General features: G+C 66.8%; 16 protein-coding genes. 7 read left to right on the top strand and 9 right to left on the bottom strand.

Going from position 1 to position 20,670, the window contains the following annotated elements; translation table 11 throughout:
• Positions 1–38 precede the first annotated feature (38 nt).
• Positions 39–242, bottom strand: a complete 204-nt coding sequence (locus tag RUGAMON1_RS31375; RefSeq protein WP_147328174.1) for a hypothetical protein — start codon at positions 240–242, stop codon at positions 39–41.
• 257 nt (positions 243–499) lie between these two features.
• On the opposite strand from RUGAMON1_RS31375, the gene RUGAMON1_RS31370 reads away from it, so the two are divergent.
• Entirely contained in the window at positions 500–892 is a 393-nt protein-coding gene (locus RUGAMON1_RS31370; RefSeq protein WP_445234191.1) for a hypothetical protein, read from the top strand.
• 134 nt (positions 893–1,026) lie between these two features.
• On the opposite strand, the gene queC is transcribed toward RUGAMON1_RS31370, so the two are convergent.
• On the bottom strand, positions 1,027–1,734 hold the full coding sequence (gene queC / locus RUGAMON1_RS31365) for a 7-cyano-7-deazaguanine synthase QueC (protein ID WP_445234190.1): 708 nt from the start codon (positions 1,732–1,734) through the stop codon (positions 1,027–1,029).
• Between the two features lie 106 nt (positions 1,735–1,840).
• Between queC and RUGAMON1_RS31360 the strand changes: the two genes are divergently transcribed.
• Both RUGAMON1_RS31360 and RUGAMON1_RS31355 read left to right on the top strand, forming a co-directional pair.
• Positions 1,841–3,715: an autotransporter assembly complex protein TamA gene (locus RUGAMON1_RS31360; protein ID WP_445234189.1), complete on the top strand. Its 1,875-nt coding sequence runs from the start codon at positions 1,841–1,843 to the stop codon at positions 3,713–3,715.
• The gene (locus tag RUGAMON1_RS31355; RefSeq protein WP_445234188.1) at positions 3,715–8,223 is read left to right on the top strand and encodes a translocation/assembly module TamB domain-containing protein; all 4,509 of its coding nucleotides are present in this window, start codon (positions 3,715–3,717) and stop codon (positions 8,221–8,223) included. The genes RUGAMON1_RS31360 and RUGAMON1_RS31355 overlap by 1 nt, the downstream gene beginning before the upstream one ends.
• A gap of 238 nt (positions 8,224–8,461) precedes the next feature.
• Here the strand turns inward: RUGAMON1_RS31355 and RUGAMON1_RS31350 are convergent, their stop codons facing one another.
• A complete protein-coding gene (locus tag RUGAMON1_RS31350; protein WP_445234187.1) occupies positions 8,462–10,921 on the bottom strand; it encodes an alpha/beta hydrolase family protein in 2,460 nt (819 codons plus the stop codon).
• Between the two features lie 165 nt (positions 10,922–11,086).
• Between RUGAMON1_RS31350 and RUGAMON1_RS31345 the strand changes: the two genes are divergently transcribed.
• Positions 11,087–11,620: a CcdC protein domain-containing protein gene (locus RUGAMON1_RS31345; RefSeq protein WP_445234186.1), complete on the top strand. Its 534-nt coding sequence runs from the start codon at positions 11,087–11,089 to the stop codon at positions 11,618–11,620.
• Positions 11,621–11,710: 90 nt separating this feature from the next.
• Here RUGAMON1_RS31345 and RUGAMON1_RS31340 read toward each other — a convergent pair whose 3' ends face one another.
• Positions 11,711–12,550, bottom strand: coding sequence for an alpha/beta hydrolase (locus RUGAMON1_RS31340; protein ID WP_445234185.1), 840 nt, complete (start codon positions 12,548–12,550; stop codon positions 11,711–11,713).
• Positions 12,551–12,630: 80 nt separating this feature from the next.
• Between RUGAMON1_RS31340 and RUGAMON1_RS31335 the strand changes: the two genes are divergently transcribed.
• From RUGAMON1_RS31335 to RUGAMON1_RS31325, 3 genes are all read left to right on the top strand, one after another.
• The gene (locus RUGAMON1_RS31335) at positions 12,631–13,152 is read left to right on the top strand and encodes a DUF2975 domain-containing protein (protein WP_445234184.1); all 522 of its coding nucleotides are present in this window, start codon (positions 12,631–12,633) and stop codon (positions 13,150–13,152) included.
• On the top strand, positions 13,152–13,394 hold the full coding sequence (locus RUGAMON1_RS31330; RefSeq protein WP_445234183.1) for a helix-turn-helix domain-containing protein: 243 nt from the start codon (positions 13,152–13,154) through the stop codon (positions 13,392–13,394). Before RUGAMON1_RS31335 ends, RUGAMON1_RS31330 begins: the two co-directional genes overlap by 1 nt.
• Positions 13,395–13,494: 100 nt before the next feature.
• The gene (locus tag RUGAMON1_RS31325; protein WP_445234182.1) at positions 13,495–14,037 is read left to right on the top strand and encodes a hypothetical protein; all 543 of its coding nucleotides are present in this window, start codon (positions 13,495–13,497) and stop codon (positions 14,035–14,037) included.
• On the opposite strand, the gene RUGAMON1_RS31320 is transcribed toward RUGAMON1_RS31325, so the two are convergent.
• The 5 genes from RUGAMON1_RS31320 to RUGAMON1_RS31300 all read right to left on the bottom strand — a co-directional run.
• Positions 14,034–16,865: an ATP-binding protein gene (locus RUGAMON1_RS31320; protein WP_445234181.1), complete on the bottom strand. Its 2,832-nt coding sequence runs from the start codon at positions 16,863–16,865 to the stop codon at positions 14,034–14,036. The genes RUGAMON1_RS31325 and RUGAMON1_RS31320 overlap by 4 nt on opposite strands.
• Positions 16,866–16,867: 2 nt before the next feature.
• Entirely contained in the window at positions 16,868–17,596 is a 729-nt protein-coding gene (locus RUGAMON1_RS31315) for a hypothetical protein (protein WP_445234180.1), read from the bottom strand.
• Entirely contained in the window at positions 17,589–18,944 is a 1,356-nt protein-coding gene (locus RUGAMON1_RS31310; protein ID WP_445234179.1) for a hypothetical protein, read from the bottom strand. Before RUGAMON1_RS31310 ends, RUGAMON1_RS31315 begins: the two co-directional genes overlap by 8 nt.
• A 173-nt stretch (positions 18,945–19,117) precedes the next feature.
• Positions 19,118–19,882, bottom strand: a complete 765-nt coding sequence (locus tag RUGAMON1_RS31305) for a DUF3108 domain-containing protein (protein WP_445234178.1) — start codon at positions 19,880–19,882, stop codon at positions 19,118–19,120.
• A 1-nt stretch (position 19,883) separates the two neighbouring features.
• Positions 19,884–20,670: DUF3108 domain-containing protein (locus tag RUGAMON1_RS31300; RefSeq protein WP_445234177.1), on the bottom strand; the 787-nt coding region annotated here is incomplete at its 5' end.

Here is a 20,670-nt window from a genome sequence, read left to right as displayed (position 1 = left end):
TTTTTACGTCTGGCGGGTTGGCGTTCAGCCGGCGGCGGTCAGCACGAGATGCACGGCCGCGGCGGCGGCATGATCGGCGGCCGCAGGGGCGTGACGCGCGGATCGATGGCCGGATCCGGCATGTGGTAACTGAACGGCGTGATGATGATAGGCGGTATCGTCGGCGGCGCCGATGGCGGGCCCTTCGGTCCCCCGCCGGAAAGCTGCTGGACGCTACGTTGGCGCCGAGTCCGCTTGCACATCGAGGATATCGATTGACCCTCGCTTAAATCTAGCCAAGCCATGTTAAAGCCCTCCCTGCATTGGTCAGAGTATCAGTATAGGCAGGCATAACTTTAAATCAAGGAACTTTCCCCGCTCATCGCGCCGGACCCGCATTCCATCCCGCCAATTTGCCGGTCTGTCGCAATCCGCTGGCCGCTGCCGGGCCGGCTCGGTACAGTTCAACCATGCCAAACGGCACAAGAACTACGGAACAACCCAACCACCGAGGTCCGCCATGAAAATCACCGCTAAAAAACTGGTATTCGCCGCCTTTATCGTCCTGCTGGCCGCCTGCGCATGGCAGTCGGTGTTCGGTGACGGCATGCACGTCAACATCGACGGCGACGAGATCGACGGCCCCGTCGGCTTCCTGCTCGGCACGCTGTTCGCCGGCGGCGGCCTGCTGATCGCCGCCGTGGCCGTCACCTGCGCGACCGTGTTCGTCGGCGTGCTGTTCGCCGGCCTCGGCATCCTGATGATCAGCGGCATGGTGCTGCTGGCGGTGGTGGTGGCGGCGGCGGTCTCGCCCCTGTTGCTGCCGCTGCTGATCCCGGTCGGCATCTACATGATCTTCCGCTCGCGCTCGCGCAAACAGCAGCAGCGCGCCATGCTGGAACACGCAGTCTAAGCAGCACCCACCGTTTCAATCGGAAGCGGCCGGGACCTGAGCTCCCGGCCGATCCGCCTCTGCCGCCATCCCCGCCTTCGTCCCCGCCTTCATCCCGCCTCCGCCCGTCCCGCCTGGGCGCGGGGGAACAACATCTACCCCTCGGTGCCCGCGAACTGCCGGTAGCCGCGCGCCCGCAGCGCGCACGCCGGGCAGGTGCCGCAGCCATAGCCCCAATCGTGCAGCGCGCCGCGCTCACCCAGGTAGCAGGTGTGGGTGCCGTCGCGGATCAGGTCGACCAGCGCCTGGCCGCCCAGCTCCTGCGCCAGCTCCCAGGTCTGGCGCTTGTCGCGCCACATCAGCGGGGTTTCCAGCTTGAGGCGGGTGTCCATGCCCAGGTTGAGCGCCACCTGCAGCGCCTTCATGGTGTCGTCGCGGCAGTCCGGGTAACCGGAGAAGTCGGTCTCGCACATGCCGCCCACCAGCACCGTCAGGCCGCGGCGGTAGGCCACGGTGGCGGCCACCGTCATGAACAGCAGGTTGCGGCCGGGGACGAAGGTGTTCGGCAGGCCGTTGGCCTGGGTTTCGATGGCGATATCGTGCGTCATCGCGGTCTGCGAAATCTCGGAGATCAGCGACAGGTCGATCATGTGGTCCTCGCCCAGTTTGGCGTTCCACTCGGGCGAGTGGGCGCGCAGGCGTTCGATCACGCTCGGGCGCACGGTCAGCTCGACGGCGTGGCGCTGGCCGTAGTCGAAGCCTATGGTTTCCACGCGCGCGTAGTGCTTCAGCGCCCAGGCCAGGCAGGTGGTGGAATCTTGGCCACCGCTAAACAGGACCAGGGCGGTATCGGTAGGCAGCATTACTTTGTTCTTTCAAGGACTTGCAAGGCGTTGCAACGTTATAAGTACGCCATCTTTTAGGGCAATCCGGTAACATGGCAGGCAGCGTACACCCAGATGGAGTCTCATGTTACCGGCATCGCCAGCAAAAATATTGGCAGGATCACGAATTTTGGCACAAGTTGTGGCAAAAGTATCCGGCCGCCTCGCCATAGCGGGCATATCGGCCGCAGTGTTGGCGCCCCTCGCGCCGCCCGCCGCCGCCCAGGGCCTGAAATACGAAGTCCACATCGACGCCCCCGGCCCGCTGGAGGAACTGCTGGAGCAAAACCTCGACCTGGTGCGCTTTCGCGGCAACGCCCGCATGGACCGCGAACAGCTGGTGCGGCTGGTGCGCGCCGCGCCGGCCCAGGTCAAGACGCTGGTCGCCACCGACGGCTACTACTCGCCGGTGGTCAGCGCCCGCCTCGACCGCGAAGGCGACACGCCCAGGGTCGAGATCAGCGTGCAGCCGGGCGAACCGGTGCGGGTCGGCGAGATCGACCTGGTGCTGCAAGGCTTCGCCCCCGTGCCCGGGCTGGCCGCCGACAAGCAGTTCGACACCGCCGCGCTGAAGGCCGGCTGGACGCTGAAAAAAGGCCAGGTGTTCCGCCAGACCGACTGGGAACAGGCCAAGCGCGGCCTGCTGCGCCAGGTGGTGCAGACGCGCTACCCGCGCGCCCAGCTGACCGACAGCCAGGCCACCGTGGACCCGGACAACCACCTGGCCGCACTGCGCGTGGTGCTCGACAGCGGCCCGGAGCTGCGCTTCGGCGAGCTGCGCATCGAAGGCCTGAAGCGCTACCCGGCCGCCATCATTAGTAACCTGAACCCGATCCATCCCGGCGACTACTACAGCGAGGCCGCGCTGCAGTCCTACCAATCGCGCCTGCAGGACACCGGCTACTTCAGCAGCGTGGAAGTGAGCGCCGACATGGGCGCCGTCCTCAGCGAGCAGCTGGAAGCGGGCGCCGCCACCCCGGCGCAGAACGCCGACGCCGCCATGGCGCCGCTGCCGCTGCTGGTGCGCGTGACCGAGAACAAGCGCCGCAACGTCAGCGCCGGCCTGGGTTTCAGCACCAACACCGGCAACCGCGCCTCGCTGAGCTACGACGACCTGTCGGTGTTCGGCCTGCGCATGAAAAGCGCGCTGACGCTGGAGACCAAGAAGCAGACCGCGCGCAGCGACTTCTACTTCCCCACCACGGCCGACGGCTACAACGACAGCTTCGGCGCCTCGTTCGAGCGCAGCGACATCGCGGGCGAGGTCACCAGCGTGGCCAGCGTGGCCGGCAAGCGCGCCTGGGGCACGCCGCTGCTGGAGCGCAGCCTGTCGCTGGAGCTGCTGACCGAGACCAAGACGCTCGACGGCGTGCCGTCCAGCACCAGCAAGAGCTTGCCGCTGACCTACGGCGTCACCTGGCGCAAGCTGGACAACCTGCTGTTCCCGACCAAGGGCTACGCGCTCAACGCCCAGCTGGGCGGCGCGCTGCTGCCCATCCTGACCGACGAGGCCTTCGTGCGCGGCTACGCGCGCACCGTGTGGTACCGGCCGCTGACCGCCAGCACCAATTTGATACTGCGCGGTGAACTCGGCGCGCTGGCCTCGCGCGACAAGAACGGCGTGCCGGCCGTGTACCTGTTCCGCGCCGGCGGCGACCAGTCGGTGCGCGGCTACGCCTTCCAGGAGCTGGGCGTGCGCGAAGGCGCCGCCATCACTGGCGGCCGCTACCTGGCCACCGGCAGCGCCGAGTTCCAGTACTGGTTCAAACCCACTTACGGCATGGCGCTGTTCTACGACGCCGGCAACGCCGGCGACACCTTCAACGCGCTGCATCCGAAATCCGGCTACGGCGCCGGCGGGCGCTGGAAGAGCCCCGTCGGCCCGATCAACGTGGACGTCGCCTACGGCCACGCCGTACGCAAATATCGATTGCACTTCTCGCTGGGATTCACCTTCTGATGGCCGACAACAAAAACAATCCGCCACCGGTCGCATCGGACGCCGCTGCCGCTACTGCACCGCCGCGCCGCCGCTGGCCGCGCCGCGTGCTGATTTCGCTGGCGGTGCTGGTGGCGCTGCTGGCCGGCGCCTTCTGGCTGCTGGGCCGCGAATCGACCTTGCAGCAGCTGGTTCAGCGCATCGCCAACGCCAGCGGCGGGCAAGTCGCCGTCAGCGGCGTGAGCGGCTCGCTGTACCACCGCATGCACATCGGACGGCTGGTCTACCGCAGCAAGGACAGCGTCATCACGGCCGACAACGTCGACATCAACTGGTCGCCGCTGCAGTATTTTTCGGAAGGCCTGTCCATCAGCGAGCTGCATGTGGCCGCGCTGACGGTGCAAAGCCTTGGCCCGTCGGAGCCGGCCAAGATGCCCGAGTCGCTGGCCGCGCCGTTCCGCCTCAATCTGTCCGACGCGCGGCTCGACAAGCTGACGCTGACCAGCGCCGCCGGCAGCAACGTCATCGAACGCCTGCGCTTCAAGCTATACGGCGACAAGAGCAGCTGGCACCTGGAAGACGCCAGCGCGCACACCGCGTTCGGCGACGCCAGCGCCGACCTGACGATAGCCGCCACCAAGCCGTTCGCGCTGCAAGGCAAGGCATCGCTGGCGCAGGCTCCGGGCGCCGGCGCAGGCGCCGCGCAACTGTCGTTGCAAGCCGGCGGCAACCTGGCGCTGATGACATTGAAGGCGCAGGGCAGCGCCAATGGCGCCAGCGGCAACGCCAATGTCGCGCTGGCGCCGTTCGATCCCATCATCCTGCGCGCGCTGGACCTGAACGCCAGCGATCTCGATCCGGCCGGCTTCCATGCCGGCTGGCCGCAGGCGAAATTCAGCCTCAAGGCCAGCGCCGCCATCACGGCGGACCAGAAACTGTCCGGCCAATTCGCGCTGCAGAACCAGGGCAAGGCCGCCCCGCTCGACCAGCAAGGCCTGCCGCTGCAAGCCTTCAGCGGCAAGCTGGCCGGCACGCTGACCGCCTCCACGCTGGAAAACGTGCTGCTCGACCTGGGCGCGGCGGGACGCTTCACCGGCGGCGGCCAGGTCAAGCGCAGCGGCGTCGAAGCCGGCATCGACGCCGCGCAGTTCACGCTGCACACCGACCGCCTGGACCTGAAGAACATCCACAGCAGCATCAACAAGACCAGCGTCGCCGGCGACATCACGCTGGCCAGCACGCCGGCCAAACAGACACTGGACGCCAGGCTGTCGCAGGACGGCCTGCGCCTCGACCTGCAAGCCACGCTGGCGGACGCCGTGCTGCAACTGCACCAGGCGCGCCTGCTGGCGAAGAAAGGCAGCATCATCGCCACCGGCCAGGCCAGCCTGAAAGACAAGCAGGAATTCAGCGCCAAGCTGCGCGCCGAGCACTTCGACCCGTCCGCGCTGGGCGCCGGCTATCCGATCGCCGACCTCAATGCCGACATCACCGCCAGCGGCCACGTCGCCCCCGCATGGCAAGTCGCTACAAGCTTCGACCTGAAGGCCAGCAAGCTCGCAGGGCAGACCCTGTCCGGCAACGGCAAACTGAATGCCGACGCCAAGCACATCAGCGGCGTCGACGCCCACCTGGCGATGGCGCAGAACACGGCAGACATCAGCGGCAGCTTCGGCGCGCCGGGCGAACAGCTGCGCTGGAAAATCGACGCCCGCCAACTGTCGGCGGTGGCCGGCGATTTGATCGGCGCCGTCAGCGCCAGCGGCATCGTCAGCGGCAGCATGGAAGCGCCGCGCACCACCTTCGAAGCGGACGCCAAAGGCCTGGGCCTGGCCTCCGCCAAACACCCCGCGCCGGATAGCCTGATCCACGCCGCCGGCGACATCGCGCTGGCCGGGCCGAAGAAAACGCCCGAGCTGAAAATGAACGGCGCCATACAGCGCCTGAATCCCGCCGCATTCGGCGCGGCGCAGGCGGGCTCCGTCAACGCCACGTTCACGGCCGACGCGCGACTGGCGAGCGACTGGCGCGCCGGCTTGAACCTGACGCTGCAACCGTCAACCTTCGCCAACGCGCCCTTGAGCGGCTACGCGAAACTGAACGCCGACAAGGACAGCATCAGCAACGCCGACATCGACCTGCGCCTGGCCGCCAACAGCCTGCAAGCGAAGGGCAACTTCGGCAGCGCGCTCGACAAGCTGGAATGGAAACTCAATGCGCCGCAACTGGCCGCGCTGGGGCCGCAATTCGCCGGTACGCTGCGCGCCAGCGGCACCCTGTCCGGCACCACCGCCAAGCCGGCGCTGGCCCTGACGCTGGACGGCGCCAACCTGCGCGCGCCGGGCCAGCAGCAGATCGGCACGATACGCGGCAACGCCACGCTGGGCAGCACCGTCGCCATGGCGGCCGGCACCACGCCAGCGGCCACGCCGGGCGCGCGCGCCACCGCAGCACGCGGCCGCGCCGACACCGACACCTACGCCGACGTGCCGCTGGTGAGCGACATCGAGATCACCCGCTACGTCTCCCCGTCCCTGACGCTGGACAAGGCGCGCCTGCAAACCAGCGGCACCCGCAGCAACCACACGCTGCAAGTGAGCGCCAGCAACGCCGACTTCGACGCCGCCGTGCGCGTCAAGGGCGGCTGGGCCAACGACAGCTGGACCGGCGCCATCGACACGCTGCAAAACCGCGGCCGCTTCGCCCTGACGCTGGCCGCGCCGGCGCCGCTGAAGCTGACCGCGCCGGCAGGCAGCGGCGTGGCAGGCCTGCTGCACCCGGAGCAGATCGCCCTGGGCAGCGCCACCATCAAGCTCCCCGACGGCAGCATCCGCATCGACAGCCTGGAGAAAACCGGCCCCGCCTGGCACAGCAAGGGCCAGGCGGCCGGCGTGCCGGTCAATTACCTGGCCCAGCTCTCCGACGCCTGGCGCGACAACGTCCGCAGCAACATGACCGTCGGCGCGGAATGGAGCATGAACCTGCAGGCGGCCAGCAAGGGCAACCCGCCGGTGCTCGGCGGCATGCTGCACGTGTACCGCGAACAGGGCGACCTGACCATCACCGGCGCCGACCTGCCGCAACCGCTCGGCCTGCGCACGCTGGACGGCCGCGTCGACGTCAACGACGGCACGCTGCACCTGCAACTGAACCTGGACGGCACACGCGCCGGCCAGGCCCGCATCGACGCCACCGCCCAGCTACACGAAGGCCGCCTGGCCGAGAGCAGCGCCATCACGCTGAACGGCAACGCCAATATGGGTTCGCTGGCCTGGCTGGCGCCGCTGGCCGGCCAGCCGGGACTGGAAATCGACGGCGCCCTGAAGCTGGCCGTCAGCGGCAGCGGCACCCTGGGCGCGCCGCAGCTGAACGGCGACATCAGCGGCGACAAGCTGGTGCTGAACTGGGTGGACCAGGGCATCAAGCTGCGCAACGGCCAGTTGCAGGCGCGCCTGGCCGGCGACCAGCTGCAACTGCAAAAGCTGGCCTTCGACGGCGCCGAGGGCCACGCCCAGGCCGACGGCTGGATACGCTACGCCGGCAACGAAGCCACCATGAACCTCAAGCTCAGCGCCGACAAGCTGGAAGTGCTGGCGCGTCCCGACCGCGTGCTGGTCATCAGCGGCCAAAGCACGCTGGTGCGCGACGCCAAGCGCTTCCAGCTGGACGGCAAATTCCGCGCCGACCGCGCCAACATCGAGCTGGCCGGCGAGAACACGCCCACGCTCAGCGACGACGTGGTCATCATCGGCAAGGGCGCGGCGCCGGTCAAGACGCCGCAAGGCCAGCCGCTCAGCATCGACCTCGAGGCCGACCTGGGCGACGCCTTCAAGCTCAAAGGCAAAGGCCTGGACGCGCAACTGGCCGGCACGCTGCGCATCCGCGTGGCGGACCGCCGGCCGCCGCGCGTCACCGGCAGCATCCGCGTGGAAAGCGGCACCTATGCAGCCTATGGACAGAAGCTGGCGATCGACCGCGGCGTGATCAACTTCACCGGCGCCTACGACAACCCCGGCCTGAACATCCTGGCCGTGCGCCGCGGACCGGAAGGCGAAGCGCTCAGCGAGACCAATGTGGAAGCGGGCGTGGAAGTGCGCGGCACGGCGCTGGCGCCGGTGGCCAAGCTGGTGTCGACGCCGGCCGTGTCGGACAGCGACAAGCTGGCCTGGCTGGTGCTGGGCCACGGCATCGACAACACCGGCGGCAACGACATGGCGCTGCTGAGCGCCGCGGCGGGCGCGCTGTTCGGCGGCGGCCAGGGCAAGCTGGCCAATGCGCTGGGGGTGGATGAACTGGGCGTGAGCCAGGCCGCCGGCACAGCGGCCGGCGCGGCGACCGGTTTGCAGACCACGGTGGTCACGGTGGGCAAGCGCCTGTCGTCGCGCGCTTACCTGAGCTTTGAACAGGGCGCGGGCACGGCGACCAGCCTGGTCAAGCTCAAATACAAGCTGAACCCGCGCATCTCGCTGCAATTCCAGACCGGCACCAACAACGCGCTGGACGTGCTCTACACCTGGGCCTTTGATTAAGCTCTAACTCGGGTTGTGGTCCGGCACCGGGTCGTCCTGCGGCACGGGATGGGGGATGGCCGGCGGCGCCGGATCATCCACCGGTACGGGATCGGGGGCGCGGTGAACGTTGTGCATGGTCGGTACTCCTTGAGCTGACACGTATCGCCATTTTACCCCGGCGGCTTCGGCATGGGGTCAGACCCCGTACGGGGGCATCTCGCACCGCGAGATGCGGGCGTAGCCCTCCCCAGCCCCTCTACCGGGGTTGGGCGTGCTTGACGTATTTATCCAGCCACGCATTGGTTTCGTACAGCATGTGCAGAATCGACTCGCGCGCGCGGTAGGCGTGCGATTCGTTCGGCAGCATCACCAGCCGCGCCGTGCCGCCCAGGCCTTTGATGGCCTGGAACATGCGCTCGCTCTGCAAGGGGAAGGTGCCGGTGTTGCTGTCCTCGGCGCCGTGGATCAGCAGCATCGCATCCTTGATCTTGTCGGCGTTATTGAACGGCGACATGGCCTGGTACACCTGCTGCGCCTGCCAGAACGGCCGCTCCTCGGACTGGAAGCCGAACGGCGTCAGCGTGCGGTTGTAGGCGCCGCTGCGCGCGATCCCGGCGCGGAACAAACGCGTGTGCGCCAGCAGGTTGCCGGTCATGAAAGCGCCATACGAATGGCCGCCGATGGCGATGCGGTGGCGGTCGGCCACGCCGCGCCGCACCACCTCGTCCACCGCCGCCTGCGCGTCCGCCACCAGCTGCGGCAGATAGCTGTCGTTCGGCTCCTCTTCGCCGGCGCCGATGATGGGGAAGGAAGGATTGTCCAGCACCGCGTAGCCCATCGCCAGGAAGGCCGCCGGCCCCCAGTAGCTGACCGCGTTGAAGCGGTAGGGCGAACCGGTGGTCTGGCTGGCCGCGCCGGCCGATTTGAATTCCTGCGGATAGGCCCACATCAGCAACGGCAGGGGGCCGTCGCGGACGGCGTCGTAGCCGGAGGGCAGCATCAGCGTGGCCGTCAGCTCGACTCCGTCGTTGCGCGGGTAGCGGATCTGCTCCTTGTGCACGTCCTTCAGCTGCGGGGTCGGATGCGGATAGTTGGTCAGCGCGGTCAGCTGCGCGTGCTCCGGCTTGGTCAGGTCGCGCAGATAGTAGTTGGGCCGCTCGGTCGGCGATTCGCGCGTCGTCAGCAGCAGCGTGCCGTCGTCGTTCAGCACCGCCGCCACGTTCTCGAAATACGGCGCGGCGCTCTGGAACAGCCGCACCTTCTGTTTGGTGGTCAGGCTCAGACGGTCGATGAAGGGACGGTCGCCTTCCGGCGTGGCGCCGGCGCCGTCCAGCAGCACCGTGGTGCCGGGGCCGATCAGCAGGCGCGGGAAGCCGCTGGCGTCGGCCCGCATCACCGGCGAACCGGGGCTGTTGTAGCGGTCCTCATACGAACCGGCGTAGATCAGCTCCGGCGGCGTGGACAGGTGCTCAGGCTCGATCATCCACTGCTTGTAGTCGCGCGTCTTGTGCCAGCGTTCGTTGATCAGCGCGACATCGCCGCGCCCCCAGGCGATGCCGGCGTAACGCATCGTCAACCGCGCCAGCACCAGCGGCGGTTCGCGGAACGGCGCCGCGTGCACGTAGACCAGGTCGCGGATATTGTCGATCACCGGGCGCGCCGGATCGCCGCCGTCCTGCGCCTCGGTCCACACCAGCGTGGCCGGCACGTCGGCCCGCCACGACACGTGGCGCACGCCTTCCGACACCGCGTCATTCCCCTGCGGCAGGCCCTCTTCCAGCGGCAGCGTGGTCACGATGTGCAGCACGTCGCCATTCAGGTCGCGCACCTCGACCCGCTCGCCGAAGCTCGACGCCGGCACGATGTAGGAATACGGCCGCGTCACGCTTTGCGTCAGCAGGTACTGGCCGCCCGGCGCGATCGAAGTGCGCGAGAACTGCCCCGGCGCGCCGATCAAGCGCGGCTTGCCGTGCAGGTCCAGCAGCACCATCTGCACCGTGATGTAGTACTCGAACAGGCGCGCGTCGTCCTCGTTCTTCAGCAGATCCTGGTAGGTGCGCAGCTGGCGCACGGCGCCACCGGGTTCGCTGTCCTGCTGGATCGGGCCGGTGGGCACGCCGTCCGACTGCGGCGCCTTGCCGATGCCGGCCGGACGCCAGTGCACCAGCAGGCCGCTGCTGTCGGGCAGCCAGTTGAAGCCGCGCGTGAGCACCGCCGACAAAGGCTGCGCCGACAAGCGCTTGGCCTTGCGCGCGGCGATATCGACCAGCCACAGCTCCACCGCGCCGCGCTCGCCCTTGTAGGCCACATGCGAGAACGCCAGGTAGCGCTGGTCCGGCGACCACGCCAGGTCCGCCAGGCGCAGCGCGCGCGGCAGCCCGCGGATGCGGCTTTCCTTTTGCGTGGCGATGTCGAGCAGAGCGAGGTCGGTGCCGAACGAGAAGCGGGAGGAAGAACAGGTGCGTGGGTTGATGCGCAGGCCGGCCAGCTTGAGCTCCGGCTGCGCCACTTCGGCGATGCCCGGCAGCGGCGGCGTTTGCACCACGGCGACCAGGTTGCGCTGGGGGCTCAGGCTGAGCGCCGGCGCGCGCGGCGCGTCGACGATGTCCAGCAGGGCGGCAGGCGGCAGGCGGTAACCGCCCTCCTGCGCGCCGGCCTGCGGCGAGGCGGCCATCAATCCCAGATTCAGGGGCAGCAAGGTTAACGGTTTGTTCATGGATATCCTTTCGGTCCAGAAGCGGGGCTGCTGCAGTTCAGTTTGCTTATGCTATCCGGGATTGTCAATCACTGCCGGATAATGCGTGACAATCTGTAACGCTGGGGCGCGGCGGCCGCTTGGCGTACAATCGCGGTTCTTCGAATCACGCCGTTGGAATCGCTTATGGATATGCCTACTATCGTCTTGTTGCTGCTGGTGCCGCTGGCCATCTGGCGCATCTACTCGCGCCTGAAACGCATGATGGGCCGCAACAAATCCGAACTGTGGCGCCACGCCGCCTACGCGGCGGTGGCGGGCGTGACGCTGGCCGTGCTGGCCGTGGTCCTGATCGGAAAATGGCAGGCGCTGGCCGCGCTGCTGGCCGGCGCCGCCGTCGGCGCCGCGCTGGGCCACCGCAACATGAAGCTGACCCGCCTGCAAAACACCACCGAGGGCTTCTTCTACACGCAGAACCGCCGTTTCGGCCTGCTGGTGACGATGCTGTTCTTCGGCCGCCTGATCTACCGCCTGTTCGAAGCCTACCTGCACATGCACGACCACCTGCCGCTGGATCCCGACTTCGTCGGCAATCCGCTGACGGCCGTGGTGTTTGGCTTGACCGCCGGTTTCTGGGGCTGCTACCACCTGCTGCTGATCCGCTGGCGCCGTACCCAGAAGCCGCTGCCGCGCCCGATCGATATCTTCGATATCAAGTGAAATGCCCCGCATGCTTAAGCGATACGCAAGCGGCGCCACTTAGGGGTCAGACCCCGAACGGGGTCTGACCCCGCCTGGCCGTGCGGGGTACTACCGCGCCGCCAGCTGCTGCACGAACTCGCAGTAGGCCGGCCGCACCGCGGCGCTGGACAGCACGTCATTGTGTCCGGCGTCCGCCACCATCACCATGCGCTTGGATTGCGTCGGCAAGGCGTCGTAGACCTGGCGCGCCAAACGTGGCGGCGTCACCTTATCGTCGCTCCCTTCCAGCACCAGCGCCGGCCCGGCGAAGCCCGAAGCCGCCGCCACGTTGTCTATCCCCTTCAGCGACTCGCTCACCTCCACCCGCACGAACGGCCACGCATACCAGGGCAGCATATTGTTGGCCCAGTCGCGCGCATTGGTGGTGGTCGATTCCAGTATCAGCCCGCGCACGGCGGGCCGCTGCTGCGCCACGTAGGCGGCGATGAAGCTGCCCAGCGACTGGCCGTGCACGATCACCCGGCCCGGCGCCCGGGCGTTGACCAGGTCGAACTCGCGCAGCGCGTCGGCCTTCATGGTGGCGATGGTCGGCTTGCCGCTGCTGCGGCCATAGCCGCGATAATCGATCATCACCACGTCCGCGCGGCACGGGCCGACGGCGGCCAGCACATGGTCGCCATGTTCGTCCAGATGGAAGCCGTTGCCGCCGAAGTACAGCACCGTCAGCGGCATGGCGTCATCACCGGTGGCGGTGGCGCTGACGCCGTTCAGTTGCGCATCGTCCGCCGCCAGCGTCAGGGGCGCCAGCTTGTAGGCGCCGCCGCCATCGCCCAAGCGCGCCGCGGAACGCACGTCCCCCGCGCGGTCGGGCCGCACCACGCTGCCCTCGCCGATCTGCACCGCGCAACCCGACAACATCGCCACCATTAGTACCAAGATGAGTTTCATAATTATCTCCAGTGAATGTACAATATATTACAACAAAGTTTTAATGTAAAACGATAATTTTTTACTGTGTTACGATAAATATGAAAATCACCCTGATCCGCGCGCTGCTGTGGTTGTGCGTTGCCGTGCAAGCGGCCTTCTTCGTGCTGGCCTGGACCACCTATGCGCCCAGCATCGGCGCCATGGTCATCGACATGACCGCCATCGGCATGCCCTTCGGCGCCAAGCTGGCGCTGACGCCGGCGCAGCGCGCGATCGGCGCGGCGCTGGCGCTGCCCACCACGCTGGTGCTGTTCTATGGACTGTGGCGGCTGGACCGGCTGCTGCTCAACTTCCGCCGCCAGGATCTGTTCACGGCGCAGTCGATCGGCCACTTGCGCGCCTTCGCCGGCGCCACCCTGCTTTCGACGCTGCTGTCCATCGTCGAACTGCCGGTGCGCACGCTGGCGTTGCGCATGGCCGGCAACGGCGACCGGCACTTCGCCATCGGCGTCAATTCCGAGCAGCTGATGCTGATGCTGGTGTGCGGCATGTTCTACCTGATCACGCGGCTGATGCAGGAAGGCCGCCGCCTGCGCGAAGAGAACGAGGGCTTTGTCTGATGGCGATCCTGATCAACCTCGATCTGATGCTGGCCAAGCGCAAGGTCAAGTCGCGCGAACTGGCGGCCTACGTCGGCATCACCGAGCAGAATCTGTCGCTGCTCAAGTCCGGCAAGGTAAAGGGCATGCGATTCTCCACGCTGGAGAAGATCTGCGAACGGCTCGCGTGCCAGCCCGGCGACATCCTCACCTGGGTGCGGGACGAAGGCGAGACCGGGGGCGACGCCGGCGAACTTCTATAAGGCGACGTCTTTTTAACGACAGTGCTATCGTATTTCTGCGTTGTGGAGAAGGTTTGGTGGTATTCTGAGAGTATCCACAGGGCAACTAATTTGCACTTTCATGAATACTTCGATTTACGACAAGACCGCCAAGGGCCGGGACGAGATCGCGACGCGCAAGTACCAGCTCGCACCACGTCTTCGCAGCCTGCTGGTATTAGTCGACGGCCGTCGTACGGAAGAGGAATTGTTGCGCAATGTGGCGGGGTTGGGATTGACCATCACCGCCCTGGACGAACTGCTGGAGGAGGGACTTATCGTGCTATCGACTAGCTATGCAACGATGCCGGCGGCGTCGGTCGCCGATCCCGCACCAGCCGCACCAGCCGCAGTGGCCCCGGCAACCCCGGCGGCGGTCTCACAGGCCGGCCAGTTCCAAGCCTTGTATGAATTTTATAACAAGACTATCAAGAGCACGATAGGCCTGCGCGGCTTCACCCTGCAGCTGAAGGTGGAAAAAGCCAGCTCCGTCGAAGAACTGCGCGAACTGCGCATGCCCTACCTGGACGCGGTGCAGAGAGCCAAGGGCAACTTCGCCGCCGCCACCCTCGCCGAACAGCTGGACCGGCTGCTCGACGAGCGGCCGGCCCAGGCCCGGACCTAGGCCACCTTCGCCGCCTCCACAGGGCGGCGTTGCAGCACGAAGATGGGTTGCGCCCACTCCGTGTCCTTCTTCTTTTTGCTCGTGATGAGCGTCAGTTCCGAAGGATCGTAGACGTCGGTGTTGTGCGTCAGCGGCGTCGTCATCAGGTACTGCGCGTCTGTGTTCTTCAGGAACTCGCCGACCAGCTGGATGTTACGGATATCCAGGTGGGCAAACGGTTCGTCGATGAACACGAAGCCGCCGGAACCTTCTTCCGACTTCAGCAAACCAATCAGCAGCACCAGCGATTTCATCACCTGCTGGCCGCCGGACGCTTCGCCGTCGTTCATGCCGATGATGCCCTTGCCGTCGAACTTGAAGCGTACGTGCAGGCCGGCCTGCGACAGCAGCGTATCGTCGTTCTCCAGGCGCACCGGATCGGAGTGCACCTCGATGCCCGCCAGCTCGCCCAGCTCCTTGATGTTCTTGGAGTAGGTCTTGATGGTGTAGCGCAGCCGCTCCATGTAGGCGCCGCGGGCGTTGCCGGTGGCCTCGATGGCGCGGTTGTTCTGGTAGCGGCGCTCCTCGGTTTCCGACTGGCGGCCATGCAGCTGGTCGTTCAGGCGCTGGTACTGGTCGATCACGGTGGCGTCCAGTTCCCAATCGCTGCGGGCCAGGCTGGCTTCGAGCGAATGGACGCGCAACACCACCTGGTGCGAGTTCTGATGCTCGCTGACCAGGCCTGCACGGCGCGCCGGACGACGCCAGCTCTTCGGCAGGTGACGCCAGGCCTTGCGCAGCGTCAGCAAGGCGCGCGCATGGTCGGAGCGCTGCTCGATCTGGCGCTTGTTGTTCAGGCGCAGACCGGCTTCCGATTCCGACAAGGCAAAGCGCGCGTTCTGCCACGTCGTGTCGGCGCGGGTGCGCGTGACGACGGCGTTCTTGATCAGCGTTTGCAGCTCGCCCAGGCGGGTGCCGACTTCGGTGCGTTCCTCCTTCAGCGGCACGGCGTTGCGCGCCGCCTCGTCGAATTCCTCCTGGCGCGCGGCCAGTTCCTTGGCGGCGTCCACACCGGCCAGGCGCGATTTCAGCGAGCTGATTTCGGTCGCCAGCTTGGACACGATCAGCGTCAGTGCATCTTCCTGCGCCTCCAGCGCCGGCAGCGATTTCTGGATCGCTTCCATACGCTGGGTGCGGCCGGCGGAGCCGAAGCGGTAGCGCGAAGCTTCCACGAACAGCGAGCGGCCGCCGCGGCGTTCGCGGTGGTAGGCGTCCGGCGTGATCCACTCGTCGTGGCTACCCAGCTTGGCGCCGGCGTCCACGGTGTCCACGCGGGTGATGCGCGACAGCTGCTCCACCAGCCAGGACGGAACCTTGGCCGAGAACTTCACCACCGACATCAGCGAGTCGTCCTTGACCGTCGGCGCGTGCACCAGGTCCGGCACGATGAAGTGGCGATAGCGTTCCTTCTCCGCCAGGCGGTACGCGGCCGAAGCGTCGGACGATTTATCCAGCAGCACCACGGAGGCATAGCCACCCAGCACGCCTTCGATCGCGCCCTGCCAGCGCGCATCCGTCACCTCGACGATGTCGGACAGCATGGCGTGGCCGATGCCGGCGTCGTTCAGCGCGCGGCGCATGCCGCGTTGCGCTTCCGGTTCCGGCATCGCGGTCTTGCCCTGCAAGGCGGCGATGGTCGACAGCTCGCCGGCGATCTTGGCGGCGACGGCGTCGCGCGCCATGCGCTGGCGCGCCAGTTCGATTTCTTTTTCCTGCAACTGCTGCGCCACCGCGGCCAGGTCGCCGCCGGCGTCGTCGGCCAGCTTTTGCAGGCGGACCTTCTGTTCCAGCAGGCTGTCGAGCGGCTTGAGTTTGCCGTTGATCTGATTCAGGCGGCTTTGCAGCGCGGTCGATTCCTGCTCCAGCACCGTTTCGTGCTGCTGCGCGTCGGTCAGCGCCTTGGCTTGCGCGGCCAGCGCGTTGCGCTTGTCGGTCAGCTGGGCGTCGGCCTGCATCAGCGGCTTGCGGGCGTCGCGCAGCTGGCGGCTGATGTTGGCGTGCTTCTCGCGCGCTTCGTGGTACTCCAGCGTCGGCAGCACTTCTTCCTGCAGGTTGCGGCGCTCCTTGTTCAGGTCTTCCCACTGGTGGTAGTTGGCCACGCGCAGACGCAAGCCCTCCAAATTGGTCTTGGAGGCTTCCAGCTCGGTCTCGAAGCGTTTCAGTTCGACTTCGGTGTCGCGCTGGTGGCGCTTGGCTTCGTCGTAGGCGTCCAGCACTTCCTTGTCGCCGAAGACCTGGAACACCAGGTCCAGCAACTGGCGCGGCGCGTATTCGCACAGCTTGTCGGTTTCGCCCTGCTCGAGCGCCAGCACTTTCGCCATCGCCGGCGACAGGCCGGCGTTGGCCAGGCGCTTGCGGTAGTTCTCGACGCCGAGCCAGTCGTTGCCGGCCTCGCCGATGTCTTCGATCTGCACGTTACCGGGGCGCATAAGGTACTGGCGCTTCCAGTCGCCGCCGTTCTTCTGGATCTGGCAGAACAGCGTCACTTCGTCGTCGCTGAAGAAGCCGGAGCTGCGGAACGGACGGTTCGACAGCTGCTTGCCGACGTTCTTGTTGTCGACCACGGCGCGCAGCCAGGCGGTCTGCTGGCCGCTGTGGCGGGCGTAGTGCTTGTAGGTGCGGCCCATCGAGCAATCGAGGCCGAACAGCGTGCGCAGGGCGTCCAGCAAGGTGGTCTTGCCGGAACCGTTCTGGCCCGCGATGGTGATGATCTTGGCGTCCAGCGGGATGTTCTTGATGCGCTGCCAGTAATCCCAGTGGACCAGTTCTAATGATTTAATGTGAAACACGTTTAGTCCTCGGCTGGAAGTTCGGAGTCGGGGGCGGCATCTTCAGCCACCTCGTCGTCGTTGGCGGCGATCGGCGGCGCGCTGCGCGGCACCGGAATGATCTGCGCCGGCGAGCGCTTGAACACGTCGGCCAGCGCGCCGTTGATGATGCGCTCTTTCAGCTGGTCGGTGTCCATCATCAGGTCCAGCAGCGGGCCTTCGACGATGATGTCGCCGCGGCGCTCGATGAAGCCCAGCTTGGCCAGGATGCCGAGATTCATGTCCAGGCGGGTTTTCTTACCGAGCTTGTCGCCGAAGTCGGCCAGCAGCGCCTTGTAGGCGATGCCGATCGAGGTGTCTTCCGCGCGCGGCAGCGGCTTCTCGACGCCGAACATGTCGTTCTGGTCATCGTCCGCGTGCTGGTGGGTCTCCTGGCGTTCGCGCTTGGGCAGGATGATCTGCGCCCACAGCACCACCAGCAGGGCCACGCCGTCGCGCGACAGGCCGAAGTTATTGTTCTGCCAGACGTCGCGGGCGCCGAAGATCTTCGGCTCGATGGCGCGGTGCAGCGCGATCGTCACGTGGTCGGCGTAGACGTTGTCCAGCAGTTTGAGGCCGGTGGCCAGCAAACGCGCGTCGACTTCGGCGCGGAACAACTCGTCCGACAGCACGCGCTTGACCAGTTTGTCGTCGCGGCGCAGGGTTTGATGCGTCAGCAGGCGCGCGATCAGGATTTGGTAATCGTCATTCATCTGACTTGTCGCCTTCCGTATTCAAAGACAGTGAGAGGGAGGCCAGGGACATCGCCGCCACGTGCAAATCGGGCAGCTGTATCATTTCGTCGGTCGGGGTAAAGGTGACGGGCAGGCGCGCCAGTTCGGCGGTGGCGCCTTGCAGGCGGGCCTCGTCGGCGTCGCCCAGCAGCGGCAGCAGCGAGGCGCGGTAGGACGCCACGGCGAACGACGCCGGCAGCAGCGAATCCTGCACCGGTATCGATTTCGGACCTTCGTCGGCGATGCTGGGGAAGTTGCCCAGCGCGGCGAAGTCGGACAGGCGCGCCAGCCAGTCGTCCAGCTCGCGCTGCATCTGCGGGCCGTCGCTGATGGTGGTCGGCGCGTCGGTGCCGGCCGGCAGGCCGCTGGAGACGGCGCTGGCGACGCGGTCCTGCAGCAGCTCGGTTTCGGCGACGTCGATCATCTCGGCCGGCGTGATAAACAGCGGCACCACGGGCTGGTCGATCGCGCCTTCGGCCAGCGAGGCCAGGTCTTCGTGCAGCAGCAGCCAGCGCTTGATGTCGGTGGTGGACAGGCCGGACTGGCCCAGGTGCACGCGCTGGCGTTCGATCTGGTTCAGCGCGCGCGAGAACATGCCCTGCATGTTCAGCAGCGCCGATTGCGCGCGGCCGATGGCCTGCGCCGCCTTGTGGGTGGCGCCGTCGGCGTTTTCATCGGACAGGATGGCGCGCAGGATCTCGGAGCCCTTCTCCACCCAGTCGCAGGCGGTGTGCCACTTGGCCTGCGAGGCGCGCAGGCGGAATTCGGAACCGGAGGCGATGGCGTCCGAGAATTCCTCCGTCAGGTCGACCAGGCGGCCCAGCAGGTGGTTCAGCTGGTCGACGGTGACGCCGCCCATCACCTGGGCGCCGGCCACCTGTGACAGCAGGAAGCCCATGTCGGCGTTGTCTTCGTCCTTGCCCAGCGCCAGCAGGCCGTCGATGGCCGACAGCACGTTGCGCGCCATCGGCGTGACGCGGTAGACGGCTTGCTGCGCGTCCCAGGCCAGCAGCTGGTTGGTGCGCAGGCGCATCAGCACCGTTTCCAGCGACTCGGGCAGCAGGTAGGCCAGGCGGGTGTTGATGTCGGCGCGCGAGAAGGTGGACGAGGCGGCGTCCGAGGCCAGCTCGCGCAGCACCAGCAGGCGCACCAGCACGCCGTCAAAACCGCCGTGGAACAGCGCGGTGAATACTTGCAGCAGCGGCTGCGCGCGTTTCAGCTGGTAAACCTGCTCGATCTCGTCGGCCGAAAAATTCGGCTGGAAGTGGGCTTGCAGGCTGTCCTGCTGCTGTTGCTGATCCAGCTCACTTGTTATAATTTCTATCATTCTTTGCCATTCTGTACGCATCGCAACGACTGGATTGCGGGGGCGTCAGTATAACAGCCACCCGGGGTCAGATCTGACATTCGGACACGGCCTCTACCGTAATGTGCGCATTTCGGTAGAGGCCGTGTCCGAATGTCAGATCTGACCCCGCATTTATGACCCCGCATTTAAGCTTACTTTTTCACGGCCTTTTCCAGTGTCTGGTCGACGAAGTCGCCATCACTGTCGTTGAAGCGCACACGCACCGGGTACCAGTCCATCGATGGCGCCAGCCACAGGTCGACCTGCTGGCCCTGCGCGTCCGGCGGCGGCGCCTTGACCAGGTGGACCGCGTTGACCTCGCCCGCGCCGACCTGCACTGCCTCATTTTTCATCACCTTGAAGCTCCACACTTCGGCGTCGCGGCGGCCGGCCACGAAGTATTTCCATTCGCTGCCCGGCTTGAACTTGTCCGGCGTGGCGCGCGCCTGCGCCGCCAGCTGCCACTGGATGCTGGTGCGATCCTGCTCGCCGCCCTTGATCGGGTAGCTCTCGTCGCCTTCGCTGAAGGTGATGGCCTTGGCGTCGCGCTGGAAGGTGGTGGTGCTCGGGTCCTTGCGGAAGCGCTTTTCGTAGAAGGTGGTCGGCGCCAGGCCGAAGTCGTCGATCTCACCCTCGCTGCGGTTTTCCAGGATCTTGCCGAACAGCGCGGCGCGGCTTTCGGTGGCCACCGAGTACTTGCCGTCGCCGGCGCGCCATTGCACGGTGGCGGTGCCGCCGATGCTCAAGCCGTGCTGCTTGGCCTTGATGGTGTAACTCAGGTCGGCCGACGGCGGCAGGCTGTGCGGGCGCTTGACGCTCGGGTGCTCGCCGGCCGGAGCGTCGGCGGCGTGGGCCGCGCAACTCAGCAGGATGGCGGCGCTCAGGGCCAGCAGGCGCTTGGTGTAAATAGTATGCATATTATTTTCCGGATTCTGTCATGGTGATTTTGGAGACGGTTTGCGTCGTCAGCGCGCCGCTTGCTTCGGTATTGCGCAACTGGACCGGGTACCAGTTCAGGCCCGGCGCCAGCCAGATGTCCAGCCGCGACGAGTAGCTGCCGGGGCGCGGCGGACGGCTCAGGTGCCAAGTCACCACCTTGCCCATCTTGGTGTTCAGTTCTTCCTCGCCCACCAGCTGGAAGCGGAACAGCGTCGCTTCGCGCTCGTCGCCGACCTGCATCTCGATATCGCTGCCGAACTGGTTGACGTCGGCGCGGCCGATGCCGCCCAGCTGGAACGGCACCGTCGCCATGTCCTGCGCGCCCACCATCAGCGGGTAGCTGCGTTCGGAGGCCGAGAAGGTGATGGTGCCGGCGTCGCGGTTGAAATGGGTCGCCGTCTCGGCGCGGCGGCCGCGCTTCTGGGTGCTGGTGACGGGGGCGATGCCGTAGTCGTCGATGCTGCCGACGCTGCGCATCACCAGCGCGTTCAGGCGCGTGATCAACAGGCTGATGCCCGCTTCCGCCGAGGCCTGGTAGTTGCTGCCGTCGGTATGCCAGGTCATCACGGCCGAGCCGCTCCATTTGGTGCCGTCGGCGTCGACCCGCGCCACGTCCATGTCCATGCTGGCCGACGGCGGCAGGTTGACCTTGTAGCGGCGCATGCCCTGCGGCGGCGGCGCGTCCACCGGCACCGCGGCGACCGGCGTGGCGCCGCTGGTGTCGGGCGGCGCCGGCGTGCCGGTCTGCGCCTGCGCGGCGCCGGCT

Source organism: Duganella rhizosphaerae (assembly GCF_040364205.1).
In the GTDB taxonomy this organism is placed as follows: domain Bacteria; phylum Pseudomonadota; class Gammaproteobacteria; order Burkholderiales; family Burkholderiaceae_D; genus Rugamonas; species Rugamonas rhizosphaerae.
This window is presented reverse-complemented; position numbering and strand designations above follow the sequence as displayed.

Excerpts from the sequence above, each read along its gene's own strand:
- RUGAMON1_RS31375 (WP_147328174.1), bottom strand. The coding sequence starts at position 242 with ATGTGCAAGCGGACTCGGCGCCAACGTAGCGTCCAGCAGCTTTCCGGC.
- RUGAMON1_RS31370 (WP_445234191.1), top strand. The coding sequence starts at position 500 with ATGAAAATCACCGCTAAAAAACTGGTATTCGCCGCCTTTATCGTCCTG.
- queC (WP_445234190.1), bottom strand. The coding sequence starts at position 1,734 with ATGCTGCCTACCGATACCGCCCTGGTCCTGTTTAGCGGTGGCCAAGAT.
- RUGAMON1_RS31360 (WP_445234189.1), top strand. The coding sequence starts at position 1,841 with ATGTTACCGGCATCGCCAGCAAAAATATTGGCAGGATCACGAATTTTG.
- RUGAMON1_RS31355 (WP_445234188.1), top strand. The coding sequence starts at position 3,715 with ATGGCCGACAACAAAAACAATCCGCCACCGGTCGCATCGGACGCCGCT.
- RUGAMON1_RS31350 (WP_445234187.1), bottom strand. The coding sequence starts at position 10,921 with ATGAACAAACCGTTAACCTTGCTGCCCCTGAATCTGGGATTGATGGCC.
- RUGAMON1_RS31345 (WP_445234186.1), top strand. The coding sequence starts at position 11,087 with ATGGATATGCCTACTATCGTCTTGTTGCTGCTGGTGCCGCTGGCCATC.
- RUGAMON1_RS31340 (WP_445234185.1), bottom strand. The coding sequence starts at position 12,550 with ATGAAACTCATCTTGGTACTAATGGTGGCGATGTTGTCGGGTTGCGCG.
- RUGAMON1_RS31335 (WP_445234184.1), top strand. The coding sequence starts at position 12,631 with ATGAAAATCACCCTGATCCGCGCGCTGCTGTGGTTGTGCGTTGCCGTG.
- RUGAMON1_RS31330 (WP_445234183.1), top strand. The coding sequence starts at position 13,152 with ATGGCGATCCTGATCAACCTCGATCTGATGCTGGCCAAGCGCAAGGTC.
- RUGAMON1_RS31325 (WP_445234182.1), top strand. The coding sequence starts at position 13,495 with ATGAATACTTCGATTTACGACAAGACCGCCAAGGGCCGGGACGAGATC.
- RUGAMON1_RS31315 (WP_445234180.1), bottom strand. The coding sequence starts at position 17,596 with ATGAATGACGATTACCAAATCCTGATCGCGCGCCTGCTGACGCATCAA.
- RUGAMON1_RS31310 (WP_445234179.1), bottom strand. The coding sequence starts at position 18,944 with ATGATAGAAATTATAACAAGTGAGCTGGATCAGCAACAGCAGCAGGAC.
- RUGAMON1_RS31305 (WP_445234178.1), bottom strand. The coding sequence starts at position 19,882 with ATGCATACTATTTACACCAAGCGCCTGCTGGCCCTGAGCGCCGCCATC.